Origin of the sequence: Phocaeicola sp. GP0067 (assembly GCF_031119655.1) — a bacterium.
Taxonomy (GTDB): Bacteria; Bacteroidota; Bacteroidia; order Bacteroidales; family Bacteroidaceae; genus Phocaeicola; species Phocaeicola vulgatus.
The window spans coordinates 367,490-386,583 of record NZ_JAVHZY010000001.1 but is presented as its reverse complement, the minus strand read 5'-3'; the positions used below and the strand labels follow the sequence as shown (position 1 = coordinate 386,583).

The window sequence follows — 19,094 nt, the reverse complement described above, 5'->3', positions numbered from 1 at the left end:
ATGAGAGAAACAGAGTCCAATAATAAAGTCCTACTAGGCATGAGCGGAGGAACAGACAGTTCCGTAGCCGCCCTTCTATTGCAGGATGCAGGATACGAAGTAACCGGCATCACCTTCCGCTTTTATGAAAAAGAAAATGATACTGAGTATCTGGAGGACGCCCGCGCTTTATGTGAACGTCTGAACATCCCCCATCTCACATACGATGTTCGTGACACCTTCCGGAAAACCATCATTGACTATTTCATCAACGAATATATGGCAGGTCATACCCCGGTTCCCTGTACCTTGTGCAACAACTACCTGAAATGGCCTCTTTTAAAGAAAATATCCGATGAAATGGGAATTTATCACTTCGCTACAGGACATTATGTACGCCGGCGCTTCATCAATGGATGCTATCACATCACTACCGGTGCCGACTCGGATAAAGACCAATCCTTTTTCCTATGGGGGCTGCCACAAGAAATCCTGCAACGTATGCTTCTCCCTATGGGCAACCTGACTAAAGCCCGTGTCCGTGAAATCGCGGCAGAGCGTGGTTTTCTGAAAGCCGCCCATAAACGGGACAGTCTGGGAGTCTGCTTCTGCCCCATGGACTACCGCACATTCCTACATAAGGAATTACCTGAAGGAAGTATCCTACCGGGTAAATTCTTCGATGAAATGGGGAATTTTATCGCACGGCACAAAGGTTATCCTTTCTATACCATCGGCCAGCGGAGAGGATTGGGCATAGATCTTAATCGGGCTGTCTTTGTCAAAGAAATCATTCCGGCAGAAAACAAAGTCATACTGAGCGACTTGAAAGCACTGGAAAAAACAGAAATGAGACTGAAAGAATGGCACATCACCAATCCCGCTTTATTACTAAACAAGGACGACATCATCGTCAAAATACGCTATCGGAAACAAGCCAACCGCTGCACAGTAACCCTGCAACCGGATAACACCCTGCATGTACAACTGCACGAGCCGCTGACAGCCATTGCTCCGGGACAGGCAGCCGCTTTCTATAGGGATGATGTAGTACTGGGTGGGGGCATTATCATCTAATTCCAGACACTTTCAAATCATATTTCAGTCCTCTTTTTTGCTGCTTCAAGATTTTCTTGATAACTTTCCGTCGTTCTTCACCTTCAGGTCGAGAAACCGGAAAGTGAAAATAGACATGTATCCGGATCAAACCTTAAATAAATAGAGATGAAAAGTAGAAATTATGCAGGCATATCCTTACTTGCCTCATTAGCCGCCTGTAACTCTGCAACAGCAGAAACCGTTCAAAAAAACAGTACGCAGGACCCCCAAAAGCCCAATGTTATCGTTATTCTGGCAGATGACCTGGGATATGGAGATTTAAAATGTTACGGAGCCAAGAATATAGAAACTCCCCATTTGACAAACTGGCATCGGAAGGCATTCGTTTTACTAATGCACATACCGTAGCCGCTACCAGCACCCCATCCCGCTACTCCTTGCTGACAGGAGAATATGCATGGCGCAGACCGGACACGGATATTGCCGCAGGAGATGTAAAAATGATTATCCGTCCCGAACAATACACCATGGCAGACATGTTTAAAAGTGCCGGATATGCTACAGCCGCCATCGGCAAATGGCATCTGGGCCTGGGAGACAAGACAGGCGGGCAGGATTGGAATGCTCCTTTACCAGCCGCTTTAGGTGACTTAGGCTTTGACTATCACTATATCATGGCCGCTACAGCCGACCGTGTACCTTGTGTATTTATAGAAAACGGCAAGGTAGCCAACTATGATCCGTCCGATCCCATAGAAGTGAGTTACACCAAGAACTTTCCGGGAGAACCGACCGGCAAAGATAATCCCGAATTACTGTATAACCTACATCCCAGCAACGGACATGACATGTCCATCGTCAATGGCATCAGCCGCATCGGATTTATGAAAGGGGGCGGAAAAGCACTTTGGAAAGACGAGAACATTGCCGATTCCATCACCGTTCATGCCATCGACTTTATCAAACAGCATAAAGACGAGCCTTTCTTTATGTATTTTGCAACCAATGATGTACACGTTCCTCGTTTTCCCCATGACCGCTTCCGTGGAAAGAATCCTATGGGACTACGCGGAGACGCAATCGCCCAATTCGACTGGACGGTAGGCCAGCTGATGGAAACATTGGACCAACTTGGACTAACTGAAAACACGCTGATTATTCTATCCAGCGACAATGGTCCGGTTGTAGACGACGGATATAAGGACAAGGCAGAAGAGCTGTTGAACGGACATACACCTTCCGGTCCGTGGAGAGGAAACAAATACAGCGCTTTCGAGGGTGGAACAGCCGTCCCGGTCATTGTCCGCTGGCCACAGAAGATAAAAAAGACAGGAGACTCGGACGTATTAATGTCACAGATTGACTGGCTAGCCTCCTTAGGAGCTTTGATCAACGCCAGATTACCTAAAGGCAGCGCTCCGGACAGTTATGACCGTTTAGGGAATCTGATAGGAACCGACAAGACAGACCGCCCCTGGATTGTGGAACAATCCATGAACCACACGTTGTCCGTCCGTACCAAAGACTGGAAATACATTGAACCGAATGATGACCCGACCACTTTCATGAAAGCAGAAAAAATAGAAACCGGAAACCTGAACGTTCCCCAGTTATATGAAATGGAAAAGGTGAGCGAACAAGAGAATGTAGCAGAAAAGTATCCTGAGAAAGTATTTGAGTTGCAGACCATTCTGAGGCAAGTACGCAATAAGAGAATAAAGATGTAAACAGGACTCATCCAATAAGAGGATATTTCAAAAATCCGAAATAACCATCAAATGTTCCACCGTATGGGCAGGCCCATGAGCCCGCCCATACAACATAACGACAACAAAAATCACTTTTGACTCATTTACATAAAACATAAAAGCATTCCATCACAACAACTCACTCATTACCAAGAGCTTCCCGTGCGACAGTCTTTCAAAACCTCCTCAATCGGTATGCCGGTGGCGAAATACATCTGCTTCGGGGATGCTCTCGGACAGAATGTAAAATCAGCCCCTCGTTACCTCCCGGTAGCTCGTAGGCATCAGAAGAACCTATTCTCATCATACCTTCACCTCACTCCATTTGATATTTCACCCAGGTGAAGCAGTTATTCCACTTGGGTGAAAGCGGCTGTTCACCTAAGCGAAGCTGCCTCTTCACCTTAGTGAAGCAATGAACGCACCCGAACAAAAATACGCCTTATGACGCTCCCCTGCAATGGAACAACCGTAGCTATGACACAGGAATCAGAACAACCGATATCCGTCAAACCAAATTTGGCAGCGGAGAATGGCAAACCGTTCCGGGGGGATTTAGAATGTATTTTCACGGTACATTACTGATTTACAGCAAAATAACGTGAAAAATCCAAGATGACAATATACGTATAATCAAAAAAACTCCCTTGGTACAACCAAGGGAGACAGGTATACATTTCCTTTAAAAGTTCCGGATGCAGTTGGGATTATAAAGCAGCCCTTCGGCTGCTTTATGTTTCTCTATCCTCTGTGTTAGCATTTAAAGGAATGATTCATCTTTTACTTATTACTTGCCTTAACAAACTTATAAAGCACGAAAGTCTTGGGCGCCATCTCTACATTCAGTACATTACCCTCAATCGTAACATCACTTTCTTTCGGAGTGATGACATTCGGATGCTCTACCGTGTTATCTTTATCCAAATCGGCAGACTGGAGCGTGATGCATTTACCTTCCACAAGTTTATCACTCTTCTTCAATCCGTTGAAAGTCACTGATACCGGTTGTGCCTTATCCGAAGTATTGGCAATTTTCACGATACAAGCCTTTTCATCCTTATCCCATACGGCACTGGCAAACAGACCATCCTGTCCTTCCTGACCGCTCACAGCTTTTTTATCCATTGTCAACGGCAATACATGCGTGCCTTTATTATGACTGTACAACTGTTGTACATAGTAACTGCAAGTACGGACGGAATTCAGATTATCAAACCAAATCAAATCCGGACGCCACTGCCACCCTTCCACATGAGCAAACAAAGGCGCATAAGTAGCCATGTGTACCACATCGGCATTGCGTTCCAGTCCGGTCATGAACGCAGCTTCCATTAAAGCAGCATTAAAATGGTTCCATTTCTTGCCTTTTCCATGACAAGCATATTCTCCGGCAAAGACCTTCGGACCTTTGCGGTCGTAATTGTCATAACGGTTACCTTGTGCCAGGAACCAGCTTTCGGGACGATAGAAATGCTCATCCACCAAATCCACTTTCAGATTTTTCATTTCCGGCCATAAGTAATCAAAGTCTTTACCTTCAGACTGAGGTCCCGAACTGCCGACAATCTTGATTTCGGGATGCGCCTTACGAAGCACCTCGACAAACTGTTTCAGACGTTCCGGATATTCCGGTCCCCATTGTTCGTTGCCAATACCCAAGAACTTCAAGTTGAAGGGAGCAGGATGTCCCATATCCGCACGAACTTTTCCCCAAGTAGTCGTAACATCACCATTGGCAAATTCAATCAGATCCAATGCATCCTGTATATACGAATCAAGTTTGGACAAGCTGACCTGCTGGTCGGGGTCATTCTGATACTGGCATACCAGTCCGCAGTTCAGAATAGGCAACGGTTCGGCGCCTATATCCTCCGACAACTGGAAATACTCAAAGAAGCCCAGTCCGTAAGTCTGGAAATAATCGGGGAAGAAACGATGCTTGAACGTATAATGCCAGCGGTTTTCATTCAACGGACGATTCTCTACCGCACCTACTGTTTTTTTCCATTCGTAACGGGTAGCCTCATCCGTACCTTCCACAATACAGCCACCGGGAAAACGGAAAACACCGGGTTTGATATCATATAAAGCCTGCACCAAGTCCTTGCGAAGACCGTTCTTACGCTCTTTCCAAGTATCCACAGGGAAAAGAGAAACATGTTCCAGATCCACCGTTCCCGCACTTTCAAGGAAAATACGGAGATGAGCCTTGGGTTCCGTTCTCGGCGATTTCAATATCACCTCATATTGTTTCCAATCCTTCGAGTTCACTGTCAGTTCTTTTGACTCAAAAGCCTGACGTTCCTCCATCGTATCATTCTTGATCAATTCAATGCGAAGTTTCTGGTTCTCACCACGTGCCCATACGGAAAAACGGTACTCGGCTCCTTCCTTGACACCTATACCGAAGAAACCTTCGTTTTCAATCCCTGTATGTTTTTCCCTGTGCCCGGAATTACCCAGACGGACATAATGCGGATTTCGTTCAAACGGCCCGTCATCCATCAAGGTCACGTTACCGAAAACATTCCACCCCATAAAACGTTGCGGGAATTCGAATGAACGGTTCTTTACCAGTTCGGCATACAATCCTCCGTCGGCTCCATAATTAATGTCCTCAAAAAACAAACCATACATGGTTGGTTGTATTTCCGCACCAAGTTTATTGGTCTGCACGACCATGTTGTGCGCATTCTGTGCATGTAGCGCTACTCCGGCAGCAAATACCCATGCCGTGAATAGAGTTCGGTGTAATTTCATGATAGTAATATTATTAATTTTTATTAGTTAATTCTCTTTCCCCATACAGAATGCCCTTGAGCATCCAGACCAGTAAAGAGAATGGTTTCTGTCTCATTTTCCCAATCGTGTCCGGCAAAGATAATCAAATTGTTAATATCTTCTGTCGCTGTTTTTATAGTAAGAAGCTGTTTTTTAGCATTAAACCCCCATACTGCATCTCCCGCACTGCCATCTGCTTCCAAAACGACACGGGCAGATAATGCCTGCTCACCATTCCGCAAGTCTCCTTCGCCCCACAATATCTGACCGGCCTCCAAGCTACGTTCCAAAGGTGGTTCCTGAATGCGGATAATTTCCCACTCACCTACCAAATCTTCTTTAGTGAAAGAGCGCGGAGCAGTACCCGCATAGCGTTCGGGAGAAACCACGGGCCATCCATTCACAGTAAAGAACACTTCACGCACATGCAGATCCATCAAATGGTTCTGAGGAGAGAGACGTCCCTGGTGAGCCATAAAATAACGGCCGTCACCGGCATCAATAAGACCGCAATGAGCCGTTCCCGCCCATCCCGGATGATTTTCGAAGCGATAAGGAGCTGTCAATATGGGAACATTATTCGTTGTATCTTTTATATCCTCTCCATAGAAATCCACAAAAGGTCCTTCGGGAGAATCGGAATAAGCGACACGTACATTATAGGTAGTCATCAACGGATCGTAGGATGTAAACAGATAATATTTGCCAAGTTCCGGCTGATACATGATTTCCGGCGCTTCCAAGTTGTCTTTCCGGTAATTGGCCCGGCGTGCTATCAAGTGCCCATGATCCTCCGACTGCTTAGTCATTCCTGTTTCGGGATTCAGTTCCACACAGTACAGACCGCCGAAATAAGAGCCATAATGCATCCACCACTTTCCGGTTTCCGGGTCCTCAATAACAGAAGGATCTATGGCATTCATCGCATCCCCTTCCCCTGTCTTGACCACACACCCTTTCTGTATCCAGGGACCTTCGGAAGAATCCGACTCGGCCATACCGATATAGGATGTATTCCTGCCGAATGCCGATACACAATAATACAAACGATAAATACCCTGATAAGGCATCAGGAAGGGAGCCCAAATGTTAGTCGCCCCTTTTCCCTCCGCCTGACTATGGACCCATTCTATAGCCGGAGCAGGTATTTCGGGAAAGGCCCATCCCACAAAATCCCAATGTACCAGATCTTTTGATTTGCGTACCTGGATAAAACCTAACGGTACATTCTTCTCTTCCGCCTCTTTCCGGTTCTCGGCAAAGATAGCATCAGTGGAATACATATAATAGGTATCCCCTATTTTTTTACAGGCCGGATCGTGTACATTATACGTTCCCCACTGCTTGTAATTTTCCATAGACGAAAGGGCGGTATAATCATCCACCCAAGGATTCGGTGAAGGAACAGGCACGAAAGCCGTAGGTGCATTGCATGATACCAATGCCCCTACGACCAACAGGCCTAAACCAACCAACCTATTTATTATTAACCTCTTCATGTCCATGAATAATCTTTGAGGAAAAAATTGCTGTTCCATAGTATTTTGTTTATTATATGACCATTTGCTAATGTACTAATTTGTCAATGGCCATGTGGCATATAGCGCAGCCAATCGGCACATTGACACATTGACTAATTATTATTAATGCAAATATAGCTGCAACCAAAAGCTCGCCAGGTGGACAATATCGCTTAAAGGGTGGACATTTGTACAGCAGAGGGATAAAAATGATTTGTTTGTTTTTAAGGAAAAACGAAAAGGTATATCTTTGTTTCCATAATGGTATATTCTTACGTCATTAATGAACTACACACTATGAAAAGACATTCTTTGCTATTTGCTCTGTTCATCTTTCTGTCGAGCCTGTCTATACAAGCTGAAGGGACCGCCGGAAAATGGTCCGAACGCTATAACGTCACCGCTATTACGATGGATGAAGGACTTCCTCACAACTTCGTGGACGATATATTGAAAGACAGCCAGGGCTTTTTATGGATTGCCACCCGTGGGGAAGGAATCGCCCGTTATGACGGTTATGAATTTACCGCCTTCAATATGGGAAGCACCCACACCAAACTACGAAGCAACTTCATAAACAAACTGTGTGAGGATAACTTCAAGCGTATTTGGGCTGTCAGTGAAATGGGTATTGACATATTGGATATACAAACCATGCAGACTGTACAAGTCGCTGATACGAAAGACAAACTTATTTCACTGTGCAACCGCCCCTCCCATCTCATTCTCCATAGCAAAGCGGGAAATATTTGGGTTTGTTCGGAAAACAATTTATTCAAAATTACCTTTGACAAACAAGGAAATATAAGACAGATCATTAAAATATGCGAAGTGCCGGCAGGAGAATCCATCCGGACTATTTGTGAGGTGGAAGACTATCTTTGGATAAACTACAAAGACGGTATCTACCGCATCAAAGAATCGGCTATGGAAGTACAGGAACCCACATTCATTTCATCTGCCCTGCAATTACCCGGTGTGTCCATACAAGTAATCTGCCGGAAAGAAAATGAAATTTGGATTGGCAGCGCACAAGGCCTTTTCCGATACAATATGGATACGGAACTGATGAAGCATTATATGTACGATCCGAATGACAACAACTCGCTTTCCCAAAACTTTATCACAGACATAGCAGAAACAGGAGAACATACCATGCTGGTTGCCACCCTAAAAGGTATAAACCTTTATAATGCGTTGACAGACAATTTTGAGCGGATAAATAAAGATACCGGAGAAGGAGAAATTGTACAAAACACATTGAACTGTGACTTCGTAAACTGTCTGCTGACCGATGGTGACATTATCTGGGTAGGAACCGAAGTGGGAGGGCTGAACAAGATGAGCCGCCGGATGCTGTTGGTACAAAACTATTATCATATTCCCACCATTCCCGGAAGTCTTTCCCAAAATCCCGTCAATGCCATTTATGAAGACCCGTCGGGTGTTTTATGGGTAGGAACCGTAGAAGGAGGTTTAAACCGGCGGGCTCCCGGCAGCAACACTTTTGAACACTATACCACTGATGCACCCGCCCACCTAAGCCATAATACCGTCAGTTGTTTTACCAGCGATAACGATGGAAGACTCTGGATAGGAACCTGGGGAGGAGGCATAGGATGGATAGACATGAAAAATCCGCAGAACAAACAATTCCACCACATAGAAATACCCGAATACGGAGACTTCTCATGGGGATGGGCCGGAAGTATCTGCTATGACCACTTGAATAATGCCATCTGGGTGGGAACCAGTACCAATATCTATGTTTACGACTTGAAAACACAAACGCTCACCGAACCATTCAAGGGTATGAACCTAGGTGGAATTGAAGGCTGTACAGGATACTATATAGATAAGGATAACCACCTGTGGCTGGGACTTACAGAAGGACTTTGCCGAATAGATCTAAGCAGTTTGAAAGCCCCCAGACTGATTTATCAACTCTGGAGGATCAAGCTGGACGAACCGGAATCAAAGTTGAAGGAAAGGGTAACCTACATCACCCAGTCTAAAGACGGAACCCTATGGATAGGCAGCAACGGATATGGTTTCTACAAATCCTCACCAACAGAAAACGGAGAATATACCTTCCGCTCCTTCACCACCGAAGACGGACTGATAAACAACAGTGTCCGCTGCATATCGGAAGATAAAGAAGGGTATCTTTGGATTACCACCACCAACGGACTCTCCCGCTTCAATCCTAACAACAACAGCTTCTTCAACTATACCCGGAAAGACGGACTATTATCCAACCAGTTCTATTGGAACGCAATATGCCGTGCCGCCAATGGAGATTTGTATGTAGGAAGTACTAAAGGGCTGTCTGTAGTCAAACCAGTCATAGACACAAATCCCAAGGAGGCTGTTCCTCTGGCATTCACCCATGTTCGTGTGGCCAATGAAGAACGATTGTACACAAACGGCACCCTACAGTTACACGAACGCGACAAATCTCTCTATATTGAATTTGCCGCACTGGATTATGATGCATCGACATTCGCCAATTATTATTACCGCTTGAAAGGATTTGACGACAAATGGATAAAAGTGCCGGCCAACAGGCGACAAGCCGCCTATACCAACCTGCGTCCCGGCAACTATACTTTCGAACTGCGTTATGCCCCCGACGGCAAACAATGGCTGGAAGAAATGGCAGAACTCCACATTACCGTATCACCTTATTTCTATAAAACCATCTGGTTCATTCTGTCCATATTGGTTCTTCTATCTTTCCTTATATATAAGGTATTATCATGGAGGCTTCGTTCGTTAAAAGAACAACAAGAAATGCTCCACATCAAAGTAGAGGAACGTACCCGTGAACTGGAAGAACAAAAAAAACTGCTTTCCACTCAGGCAAGCGAGCTCTATCGTCAAAACCAACTATTGAAACAGCAAAACGAAAAAATAACCAAACAAAAAGGGCAACTGATACAAATGTCAAAGAAAGTACAGGAATTGACGGTTGACAAACTCGCCTTCTTCACCAATATCACCCATGAATTCCGTACTCCGTTGACATTAATCGTAGGACCTATAGAAAGGGCATTGAAACTAAGCTACAATCCTCAAGTCATTGAACAATTACATTTTGTGGAGCGCAACTCAAAATATCTGCTCTCACTGGTCAACCAATTAATGGACTTCCGCAAAGTAGAATCAGGGAAAATGGAAATTGTCCGCAACCCGGGCAACTTTGCCAAGTTACTCAATGAACTGCTGGTTCCCTTCGACGCATATGCATCCGAAAGAGGAATAACCATCGAACGTCGTTTCCGCCTTCCTTCATGTGAAATCATGTACGATGAGGATGCCATGCATAAAGTGATTGTCAATTTGATAGGAAATGCTTTGAAATTTACCCCCAAAGGAGGACAAATTACCATCTATGCCACCCCCTTCCGCCAGGAAGAGCAGGAAAAGTTGTTCATCTGTATCCGGGATACGGGGCCAGGACTGCCCGAAGAAGAGATAGACAAAGTATTCAACCGCTTCTACCAATCACAAAACAAGACGCATTCCTCTATCAACGGACAAAGCGGGACCGGAATCGGCCTCTATCTATGCAAACGAATTGTCCAGTTGCATGGAGGTTCAATTTGTGCCAAGAATAATCAGAGCAAAGGATGTTCTTTCCGTATTTTACTTCCTTTGCAATATGCCGATGCAAACAGTCTGCCCGCACCAACAGAGCAAGTTAAAGAACCGGTAGAATCTCCGCTGGCCTTGCAACCTGCCACCAATGGAAAACTGACGATTCTGGTAGTAGAAGACAACAAAGATATGCGCGCCTATATCCGTTCCATTCTGGCCGAATATTATAACGTGCTCGAAGCATCCCAAGGTGAAGAAGCATTGACTGTGCTCCAATCCCAGAACGTGGATTTCATAGTCAGTGACTTGATGATGCCTGTCATGGATGGTATGGAACTGTCCCGCCGGGTAAAATCCAATTTCGCCATCTCACATATCCCCTTCCTGATGCTCACAGCCAAAACATCCAACGAATCGCGCATCGAAAGCTTCCGTATAGGTGTAGACGAATACCTGCTGAAACCATTTGATGATACTTTGCTGCTGGCCCGGATATCCAATATACTGGAAAACCGCAAACGTTTCCAACAAAAGTTCTCATACAGTATGGACGTGGATGCACTGAATATCGAAAAAGAATCCAGTGACAAGAAATTCCTGGACAAGGCGATGCAGATTGTGAAAGAAAACTATAAGAACTCCTATTACGAAATAAGCGATTTCATCGAAGCAATGGGGGTAAGCAAAAGTTTGATGAACAAAAAAATGCAAAATCTGACGGGACAGTCTGCCGGACAATTCATGCGTAACTACCGGCTGAATCTTGCGCGGGAACTTATTATCCGTAACCGGCTGACGCACAATATGAATATATCTGAGATAGCATACGAAGTAGGATTCAATGATCCCAAATACTTCACACGCTGCTTTACAAAACATTTCGGAACAACACCCAGTTCGATGATGGAGAATGGAACCGACTGACTTATTCCAGAGCGTAAAATGAACGGATTGTATACCATAAATGCTCCGTTTTTCTACGCTCTCGTCTCGCTAAATAAATTATCTTTGCTCTACATTATAATAGCATATTTAATACCCATGAAAAAACAATTTATGACTTGGCTGCTTGCCATCACTACAATGTCAGCTTTTGCCCAACAAGCTACAGTTACAGGACCCGATTCCTTTTTGAAAGTAAATGTATCCGTAAAACAGGGTATCCCCGTTTATTCCGTTACCTATAAGGACAAGACCATCCTGGAAGATTCACCTTTAGGTTTCATTGCCAATGTGGGGGACTTCAGCCGAGATATGACTTTCACCGGACAAAAAGAGAATAAAATAGATAAGACCTATACACAAGACCGTATCAAACAATCACAAATTCATTATCAAGCCAATGAACTTACATGCACCTTTACCAATAAAGAAAAGAAAAATATAAATATAATATTCCGCGTAAGCAACAACGATATTGCTTTCCGCTACGAAATGCCCAAATATGGCGATACGGGAAGCATCGTGATAGAAAAAGAAACTACCGGTTTTGACTTCCCCTCCTTCACCACTACTTTCCTGTGCCCGCAAAGTGACGCCATGATAGGTTGGAAACGTACCAAGCCCAGTTATGAGGAAGAATATAAGGCTGACGCTCCTATGAATGTACGTTCACAATATGGGCACGGTTACACATTTCCTTGTCTGTTCCATGTAGGAGAAAATGGCTGGGCACTTATCAGTGAAACCGGAGTAGACAGCAAATACTGTGGTTCACACCTGAGCGATGCCACCGCCGACGGACTTTATACCCTCGCTTTCCCCATGCCCGAAGAAAACAACGGTAACGGTACGGCATCTCCCGGTCTTGCATTGCCCGGTTCCACTCCTTGGCGTACTATTACTGTAGGCGAAAACCTGAAGCCCATTGTAGAAACAACGATTCCATGGGATGTCGTGGAACCTCTTTACCCAACGGAGCATACATACAAAATGGGACGCGGAACCTGGAGCTGGATACTTTGGCAAGATGGCAGCATCAATTTCGACGATCAGAAAAAATATGTAGATCTTGCTGCCGCCATGGGATATGAATATGTATTGATAGACAACTGGTGGGATACCAACATCGGCCGTGAACGTATGAAAGACTTCATAGACTATGCACACAGTAAAAATGTAGATGTATTTTTATGGTATAGTTCCAGCGGCTACTGGAATGATATCGTACAAGGTCCTACCAATTACATGGACAATCCCATTATCCGTAAAAAGGAAATGAAATGGCTGCATAATATAGGAGTAAAAGGAATCAAAGTAGACTTCTTCGGAGGTGACAAGCAGGAAACCATGCGTCTGTACGAAGCCATCCTGAGCGATGCGGATGATAATGGACTGATGGTCATTTTCCACGGCTGTACCCTTCCTCGGGGATGGGAGCGTATGTATCCTAATTATGTAGGAAGCGAAGCCGTGCTCGCATCGGAAAACCTGATTTTCCAACAACATTTTTGCGATGAAGAAGCATTTAATGCCTGTCTGCATCCATTTATCCGCAACACCATCGGTTGCATGGAGTTTGGCGGCACATTCCTCAACAAACGCCTCAACCGCAACAATGACGGCGGAAGCATACGCAAGACCACTGATGTATTCCAACTGGCAACAGCCGTTTTATTCCAAAATCCTATTCAGAATTTTGCGTTGGCGCCTAATAACCTGACCGATGCCCCCCAAGTTTGTTTGGATTTCATGAAGCAAGTTCCCACCACATGGGACGAAACAAGATTCATTGACGGCTATCCGGGCAAATACGTAGTACTGGCACGTCGGCATGCCGATAAATGGTACATAGCCGGAATCAATGCACAAAAAGAACCGCTGAAATTAAAGTTGAACCTTCCCATGTGTACTAAAGGAGATAAAGTGATGCTTTATCAGGACGATAAAAAACTAAATCCTCACGCTGAAGAGATAACATTAAAAAAGAATGATGAAGTCAGCATTACGATGCAGGCGGAAGGAGGATTTTTACTTGTGAAATAATTCCTTTCAGAGAATTTTATTTGTATTTTATCCCTCATGTAGCCGGACAGTCCTTCACCAGGTTGTCCGGCTACATGACTTTATATAAAAAAAGCCTTCTCCTAAGCCTATCTCACCACCTCCAAAAGACGCAAACTATAAGCGGAATAAATACATTTTTTTCCATTATCCATTCGTCCACCCTATAAAACCGTTTGTCCACCCCTGTTTACGGTGTAAATTATACTTTTGTCATGCAATCGGTGCTCAATCTTTCGGAAGAGAACCCTGCTTTTAAAGTCTAATCCTAATCTTAAATATTATGAAGAATAGCTCCAGCATATTTATAAACTCTGTGGTTTGTCTACCTAGAGTATTCAACATTAGATTGTACAATAATCCAACATCTCAATTCAATACATCAGCAACAATTTAATCTACTAATTTAATACTTAAAAAAATGAGGAAACATTTATTATTTTCCGTAATGCTTAGTCTGTGTGCTATGGGTGGCATGATGGTGTATCCCACACCTGCTATAGCTACCGTGGCACAATCTCCGGCTATCAAGGTTCGCGGTCAAGTTATCGATGAACAAGGTGAGCCCTTGACAGGAGCTACTGTCAGAATTAAAGGAGGACAAGGTGGAACCATTACCGATGTGGACGGAAACTTCCAACTGGAGGTTGCCGGAAACGCTATCCTTTCGATAAGCTATGTAGGCTACAAGGAACGCGAAGTAGCCGTTCGTAACCGCGCTATCATTGAAGCCATCCAATTGCAACCCGACAACCAGATGCTGGAACAAGTTGTTGTCATAGGTTATGGCACACAAAAGAAATCCGATTTGACCGGTTCTGTAGCTGTAGTAGACACGGAAGCCTTGAAACAGACATCCCATTCCAATATCTCCACCATGCTCGAAGGTAAAGTATCAGGCGTACAAGTCACTTCCGACGGGCAGCCCGGTGCCGACCCTACCGTCCGTATCCGTGGCGTCGGATCTTTTGGTGACACTTCTCCTCTTTATGTTATCGATGGTGTCCCCATGGGTACTTCCATCCGCGATTTCTCTTCAAACGATATTGAAACCATCCAAATTCTGAAGGATGCATCGGCTGCTGCCATTTACGGTTCGCGTGCAGCCAACGGTGTGGTCATCATCACTACCAAACGCGGTCAGAAAGACCAACCGCTGAAAGTAGACTACAATGGGTACGTAGGTATGGACTACATTCCCAGTAGTGTCTATGACGTAATGGATGCCGACCAATACAGCCAGTACATCGGTCAGGCATGCGCCAACTCCAACACTCCGCTGCCCGGCGGTTACAAGCTGGACAGTACCACCGGAAAATATCATTTCCAGGATAACACCAATACCAACTGGTTTAAAGAAGTGTTCAAAACAGGTATCCGTCAAAATCACAATGTGAACCTCTCCGGTGGCGGTGCCCACAATACTTATAACGTTTCATTAGATTACTACAACCAAAAAGGTACACTGGAAGGCGCCGGTCCCAACTACGAACGTTACACGGCGCGTGTCAACAACACGATGGACACCAAATTCATCAAGTTCCATACCAGCCTGGTTTACTCTCACTCCGATCAAGACAACATGGGTTTGTCAAACGCTTCCGAATACGTTCAAGGTCTGTATGGAGACGTAACCAACATACTGCGTGGTACTTTGCTGATGCAACCCACCATCAAAGCCTACGACAACTCTACTTGGGTACTTGACAATCTGGTAGGGATCGCCAATAACTTCAACTATGACTCTTATGGTTATGGTGTTTACTACGACACCGTACATGGTGACATTTCAGCTTCCAACCCCTTGCTAGTCAATAACCTGTTAAAGCGCAATACCCGTGTAGACCGCTTTGTAGGAACAGCCTCTGCCGATGTGGATCTCCTGAAAATGATCGGTATTGACAGCAAAAACCACAAGCTCAACTATAAAGTCAATCTCTCTTACAGCAAAACCCATTGCAAGGACTTCACCTGGATTCCTGCATGGGTACAGAGCAACCGTGTCTATCTGGCCAAAAGCAACGAACGTCTCACCAAAGCTACCCGCTCTTATGCCGATGCTTTGATTGAAAACGTGCTGACTTATGATGCCACCGTCGGCAAACACCATTTTAACCTGGTAGCCGGCCAGACTTACGAAGAAGAAAACACCGACTTGCTGACAGGCTGGGGCGTCAACTTCACCGAGCCTTACTTCCTGCAACTCCAGAATGCCGCCAACACTTACGCTGAAAGCTTCGAATACAAACACACCCTCCTATCCTACATCGGGCGTATCAACTACAACTACGACGAGCGTTATCTGTTCTCGGCAACCGTGCGCCGCGACGGCAGTTCCCGCTTGTCCCAAAATATCCGTTGGGGCACCTTCCCCTCTGTTTCTGTGGGATGGCGTTTCGACAAGGAGTCTTTCTTCCCCTTCAACAGAAACATTGTCAACATGTTCAAGGTACGTGCCAGCTATGGCGAGCTCGGTAACGAAAACATTGGTGAATACATGTATCAGGCTGTAATGGCACGTAATAACATGACTTATAGCTTTGGCAACACGCCCATCACCGGTTCTGCCATTTCCACTTTCGTAGACAACAACCTTTCTTGGGAAAAGAAGAAAAGCTACAACGTGGGTATCGACCTCGCCTTGTTCAACAACCGTCTGGAATTCACTGCCGAATGGTACAAGAACACCAGTGAAGACCTGCTTTATGCTGTTCCCGTTCCCGAACAAGCCGGTGTATCCAATACCACCGTAACAATGAACGCCGCTTCGATGAACAATTCAGGTTTCGAATTTGCAGCTACTTACCGCAACCGAGACCACGACTTCAAGTATGAAGTGTCGGCTAACTTAAGTACTGTCCGTAACCGCGTAACCTCATTGGGCTTCGGTACCGATTCATACATCTCCGGCGCCTACATCACCAACGTAGGTGAAGAGATCGGCAAATTCTACGGATGGGTTTATGATGGCATCGCCCGCACACAAGCTGACTTGGACAACCATGCCACACAAGAAGGCGCCCAAATTGGTGACTGCCTCTATAAGGACGTAAGCGGTCCCGACGGAAAGCCTGACGGAAAGGTAGATGCCAATGACCAGGTAGTATTGGGCAGCGGTATGCCTAAGATCAATTTCGGTTTGAACGCCCGCTTCGAATACAAACGTTTCGACCTGAGCATCGCTACGTTCGGTGCACTCAACTATCATGTTAGCGACGACATCCACAACTCTCTGAACTCTTGCTATGGCTGGGGCAACAAAGACGTAGCCATGCTCGACGCCAATCGCTTCAGCGAAGACGGCAGCACCTATCTTTCCAGCGTACCACGTACCTATGTCACCAACAGTGCCAGCCTGGCCTGGAACGATCTCTTCAGCGACCGCAAAATTCAGAACGCAGCTTATTGGAAAATTGCCAATATAGAACTGGGCTACAACTTCCCCAACGAATGGTTTGGCAAATACGTATCGGATGTACGTTTCTACGTGTCGGCACAGAACCTGCACACCTTTACCGGCTACAAAGGTTACAATGTGGACTATGCAGGAGGTACCTTCACACCGGGATATAACTTCTGTTCTTATCCTACCGCACGTACCTTCATGTGTGGCGTTCATTTCACTTTCTAATCACTAAAAACATAACAATATGAAACTCAATAAATATGCATTGGTTCTCTTTTTGGGATTAGGCACATTGACTTCTTGCAATGATAATTTGGAGCTGTTAAATCCCAACCAGCAAACCTCAAACACATTCGGTTTCAATGCCGATGATTTGGAAGAGAGCGTTATTGCCGCCTATAACCATATCCGTATGGAAGGTTCTTACGCCCGTGTAGGCTACACCATTGATGTGTGTCGTGGCGATGAAGCCTGGAATTCATCACAAGTATGGTATCTGCCTTTCGATGACCTGAATGCGGAAGTAACCTCGGACATCACGTGGTGGCCCTGGCGCGAATGGTACTACACCGTTAATGTATGTAATTTTGCCATTTCCCGTTGCGATGAAGACAACAGCCAGCTTTCCGAAAAAATGAAACGCATCAAAGGACAAGTGCTCTTCCTGCGCGGTCTGTCATACTACAATCTGGTTGGTTATTACCAGAACCCGCCCCTCATCACAGATTATGCCACCTACTCTTCATTGGATGGACTTTATACCGGCAACAGCACCTATGATGCCGTGCTGGACCAAGTGGAAAGTGATTTCAAAGAAGCCATGGAATTGTTACCCTCACGAGATCAAGGTGGCGAATGGGAAAAAGGACGTGCCACCTGTGGTGCCGCAGCCGGTTACTATGCCCGTGCGCTCATGGTACGCCATAAATTCAAAGACGCCCTTACTGTACTGAAAGACATTATCGGCAAAAAATATGGTACTTATGAACTGATGGATAACTATGGCGACAACTTTCGTGAAGGTCCTGCCTATGAGAACAACAAGGAAAGCCTTTTCGAAGTGCAATTCCTTGACTTAGAATCACAAGGAACCGACGACGAGTGGACTCCGGTGAACACCAGCCCGAATGCCACCCAAGGTTCGGCCATCGAGAGTAACTTCGCTCCCGGCAATTATGGCGGTTGGGCCGACATTTCGGCTTCCCCCTGGCTCTACCATCTCTTCAAAGCAGAACGTACTACTGACGGCAAACTCGACCCGCGTCTGTACTGGACCATCGGTACTTACGAATCCGATTGGGAAGACTTTGAATATGGCAATGTAGCTTATACGAGCAAACTTACAGCCACCGACAACATCGTAACCAACAACACATACGGTGGTCTACCCATCGCCAAGTTCACAAACCTCCGTACCGGACTCTATAGCACCGTTATTACAGGTTTACACGATGGAATCAACTTGCGTCTGATGCGCTACTCCGACGTGCTGCTCCGTGCTGCCGAATGTGAAAACGAAGTCAACGGCCCCACACAACAGGCCATCGACTGGATTAACGAAGTACGCAACCGCGCTGACTTGCCCGATCTGGAACTGGCTGACTTCCCTACAGCCGACAAACTCTTCGAGCAGATTGCCAATGTGGAGCGTCCGAAAGAATTTGGTTGTGAGTTCGGACGCGGATTCGATCTTATCCGCTGGGGATTCTTCTATAAGAATGATCGTTTGCAACAACTTAAGGAGCACAGTGTCGTACGCCGTTCTGTAACCGGAACCAAAGATCCTGTAGACTACAACGATATCGCAACCGACTCCGAACTAAAAAGTTCTTTTGACACCTACTTACCCGGGCACGAATTTCTGCCCATCGTACAACAGTTGTTGAACAAGAACCCTAACCTAAGTGGTAACTCTGCCAACTTTAGCACGGACAACTCTACTTATTTCAGTGAGAACGGATGGACTGTTCATCCGGTGGTTGACTTAAGCAAATAAAC

At 45.5% G+C, this 19,094-nt stretch carries 7 protein-coding genes and 1 pseudogene; 6 read left to right on the top strand and 2 right to left on the bottom strand.

The window, feature by feature from the left end; genetic code table 11:
• Together mnmA and RE317_RS01380 are read left to right on the top strand one after the other, a co-directional pair.
• Positions 1–1,056 carry a tRNA 2-thiouridine(34) synthase MnmA gene (gene mnmA, locus RE317_RS01385; RefSeq protein WP_008781368.1) on the top strand — a complete coding sequence of 352 codons (1,056 nt, stop codon included), beginning with the start codon at positions 1–3 and terminating at the stop codon, positions 1,054–1,056.
• Between the two features lie 147 nt (positions 1,057–1,203).
• Positions 1,204–2,765: pseudogene (locus RE317_RS01380) on the top strand (arylsulfatase).
• An 801-nt stretch (positions 2,766–3,566) separates the two neighbouring features.
• Here the strand turns inward: RE317_RS01380 and RE317_RS01375 are convergent.
• Together RE317_RS01375 and RE317_RS01370 are read right to left on the bottom strand one after the other, a co-directional pair.
• Entirely contained in the window at positions 3,567–5,546 is a 1,980-nt protein-coding gene (locus RE317_RS01375; protein ID WP_005844374.1) for an alpha-L-arabinofuranosidase C-terminal domain-containing protein, read from the bottom strand.
• Between the two features lie 23 nt (positions 5,547–5,569).
• The gene (locus RE317_RS01370) at positions 5,570–7,105 is read right to left on the bottom strand and encodes an arabinan endo-1,5-alpha-L-arabinosidase (RefSeq protein WP_303266129.1); all 1,536 of its coding nucleotides are present in this window, start codon (positions 7,103–7,105) and stop codon (positions 5,570–5,572) included.
• Between the two features lie 279 nt (positions 7,106–7,384).
• On the opposite strand from RE317_RS01370, the gene RE317_RS01365 reads away from it, so the two are divergent.
• From RE317_RS01365 to RE317_RS01350, 4 genes are all read left to right on the top strand, one after another.
• Entirely contained in the window at positions 7,385–11,611 is a 4,227-nt protein-coding gene (locus RE317_RS01365; protein WP_117873212.1) for a two-component regulator propeller domain-containing protein, read from the top strand.
• A gap of 132 nt (positions 11,612–11,743) precedes the next feature.
• Positions 11,744–13,672, top strand: coding sequence for a glycoside hydrolase family 97 protein (locus RE317_RS01360; protein WP_008666662.1), 1,929 nt, complete (start codon positions 11,744–11,746; stop codon positions 13,670–13,672).
• Positions 13,673–14,111: 439 nt separating this feature from the next.
• Entirely contained in the window at positions 14,112–17,321 is a 3,210-nt protein-coding gene (locus RE317_RS01355; protein WP_005850211.1) for a TonB-dependent receptor, read from the top strand.
• 19 nt (positions 17,322–17,340) lie between these two features.
• Positions 17,341–19,092: a RagB/SusD family nutrient uptake outer membrane protein gene (locus RE317_RS01350; RefSeq protein ID WP_005844363.1), complete on the top strand. Its 1,752-nt coding sequence runs from the start codon at positions 17,341–17,343 to the stop codon at positions 19,090–19,092.
• The last annotated feature ends 2 nt before the right edge of the window (positions 19,093–19,094 follow it).

Excerpts from the sequence above, each read along its gene's own strand:
- mnmA (WP_008781368.1), top strand. The coding sequence starts at position 1 with ATGAGAGAAACAGAGTCCAATAATAAAGTCCTACTAGGCATGAGCGGA.
- RE317_RS01375 (WP_005844374.1), bottom strand. The coding sequence starts at position 5,546 with ATGAAATTACACCGAACTCTATTCACGGCATGGGTATTTGCTGCCGGA.
- RE317_RS01370 (WP_303266129.1), bottom strand. The coding sequence starts at position 7,105 with ATGGAACAGCAATTTTTTCCTCAAAGATTATTCATGGACATGAAGAGG.
- RE317_RS01365 (WP_117873212.1), top strand. The coding sequence starts at position 7,385 with ATGAAAAGACATTCTTTGCTATTTGCTCTGTTCATCTTTCTGTCGAGC.
- RE317_RS01360 (WP_008666662.1), top strand. The coding sequence starts at position 11,744 with ATGACTTGGCTGCTTGCCATCACTACAATGTCAGCTTTTGCCCAACAA.
- RE317_RS01355 (WP_005850211.1), top strand. The coding sequence starts at position 14,112 with ATGAGGAAACATTTATTATTTTCCGTAATGCTTAGTCTGTGTGCTATG.
- RE317_RS01350 (WP_005844363.1), top strand. The coding sequence starts at position 17,341 with ATGAAACTCAATAAATATGCATTGGTTCTCTTTTTGGGATTAGGCACA.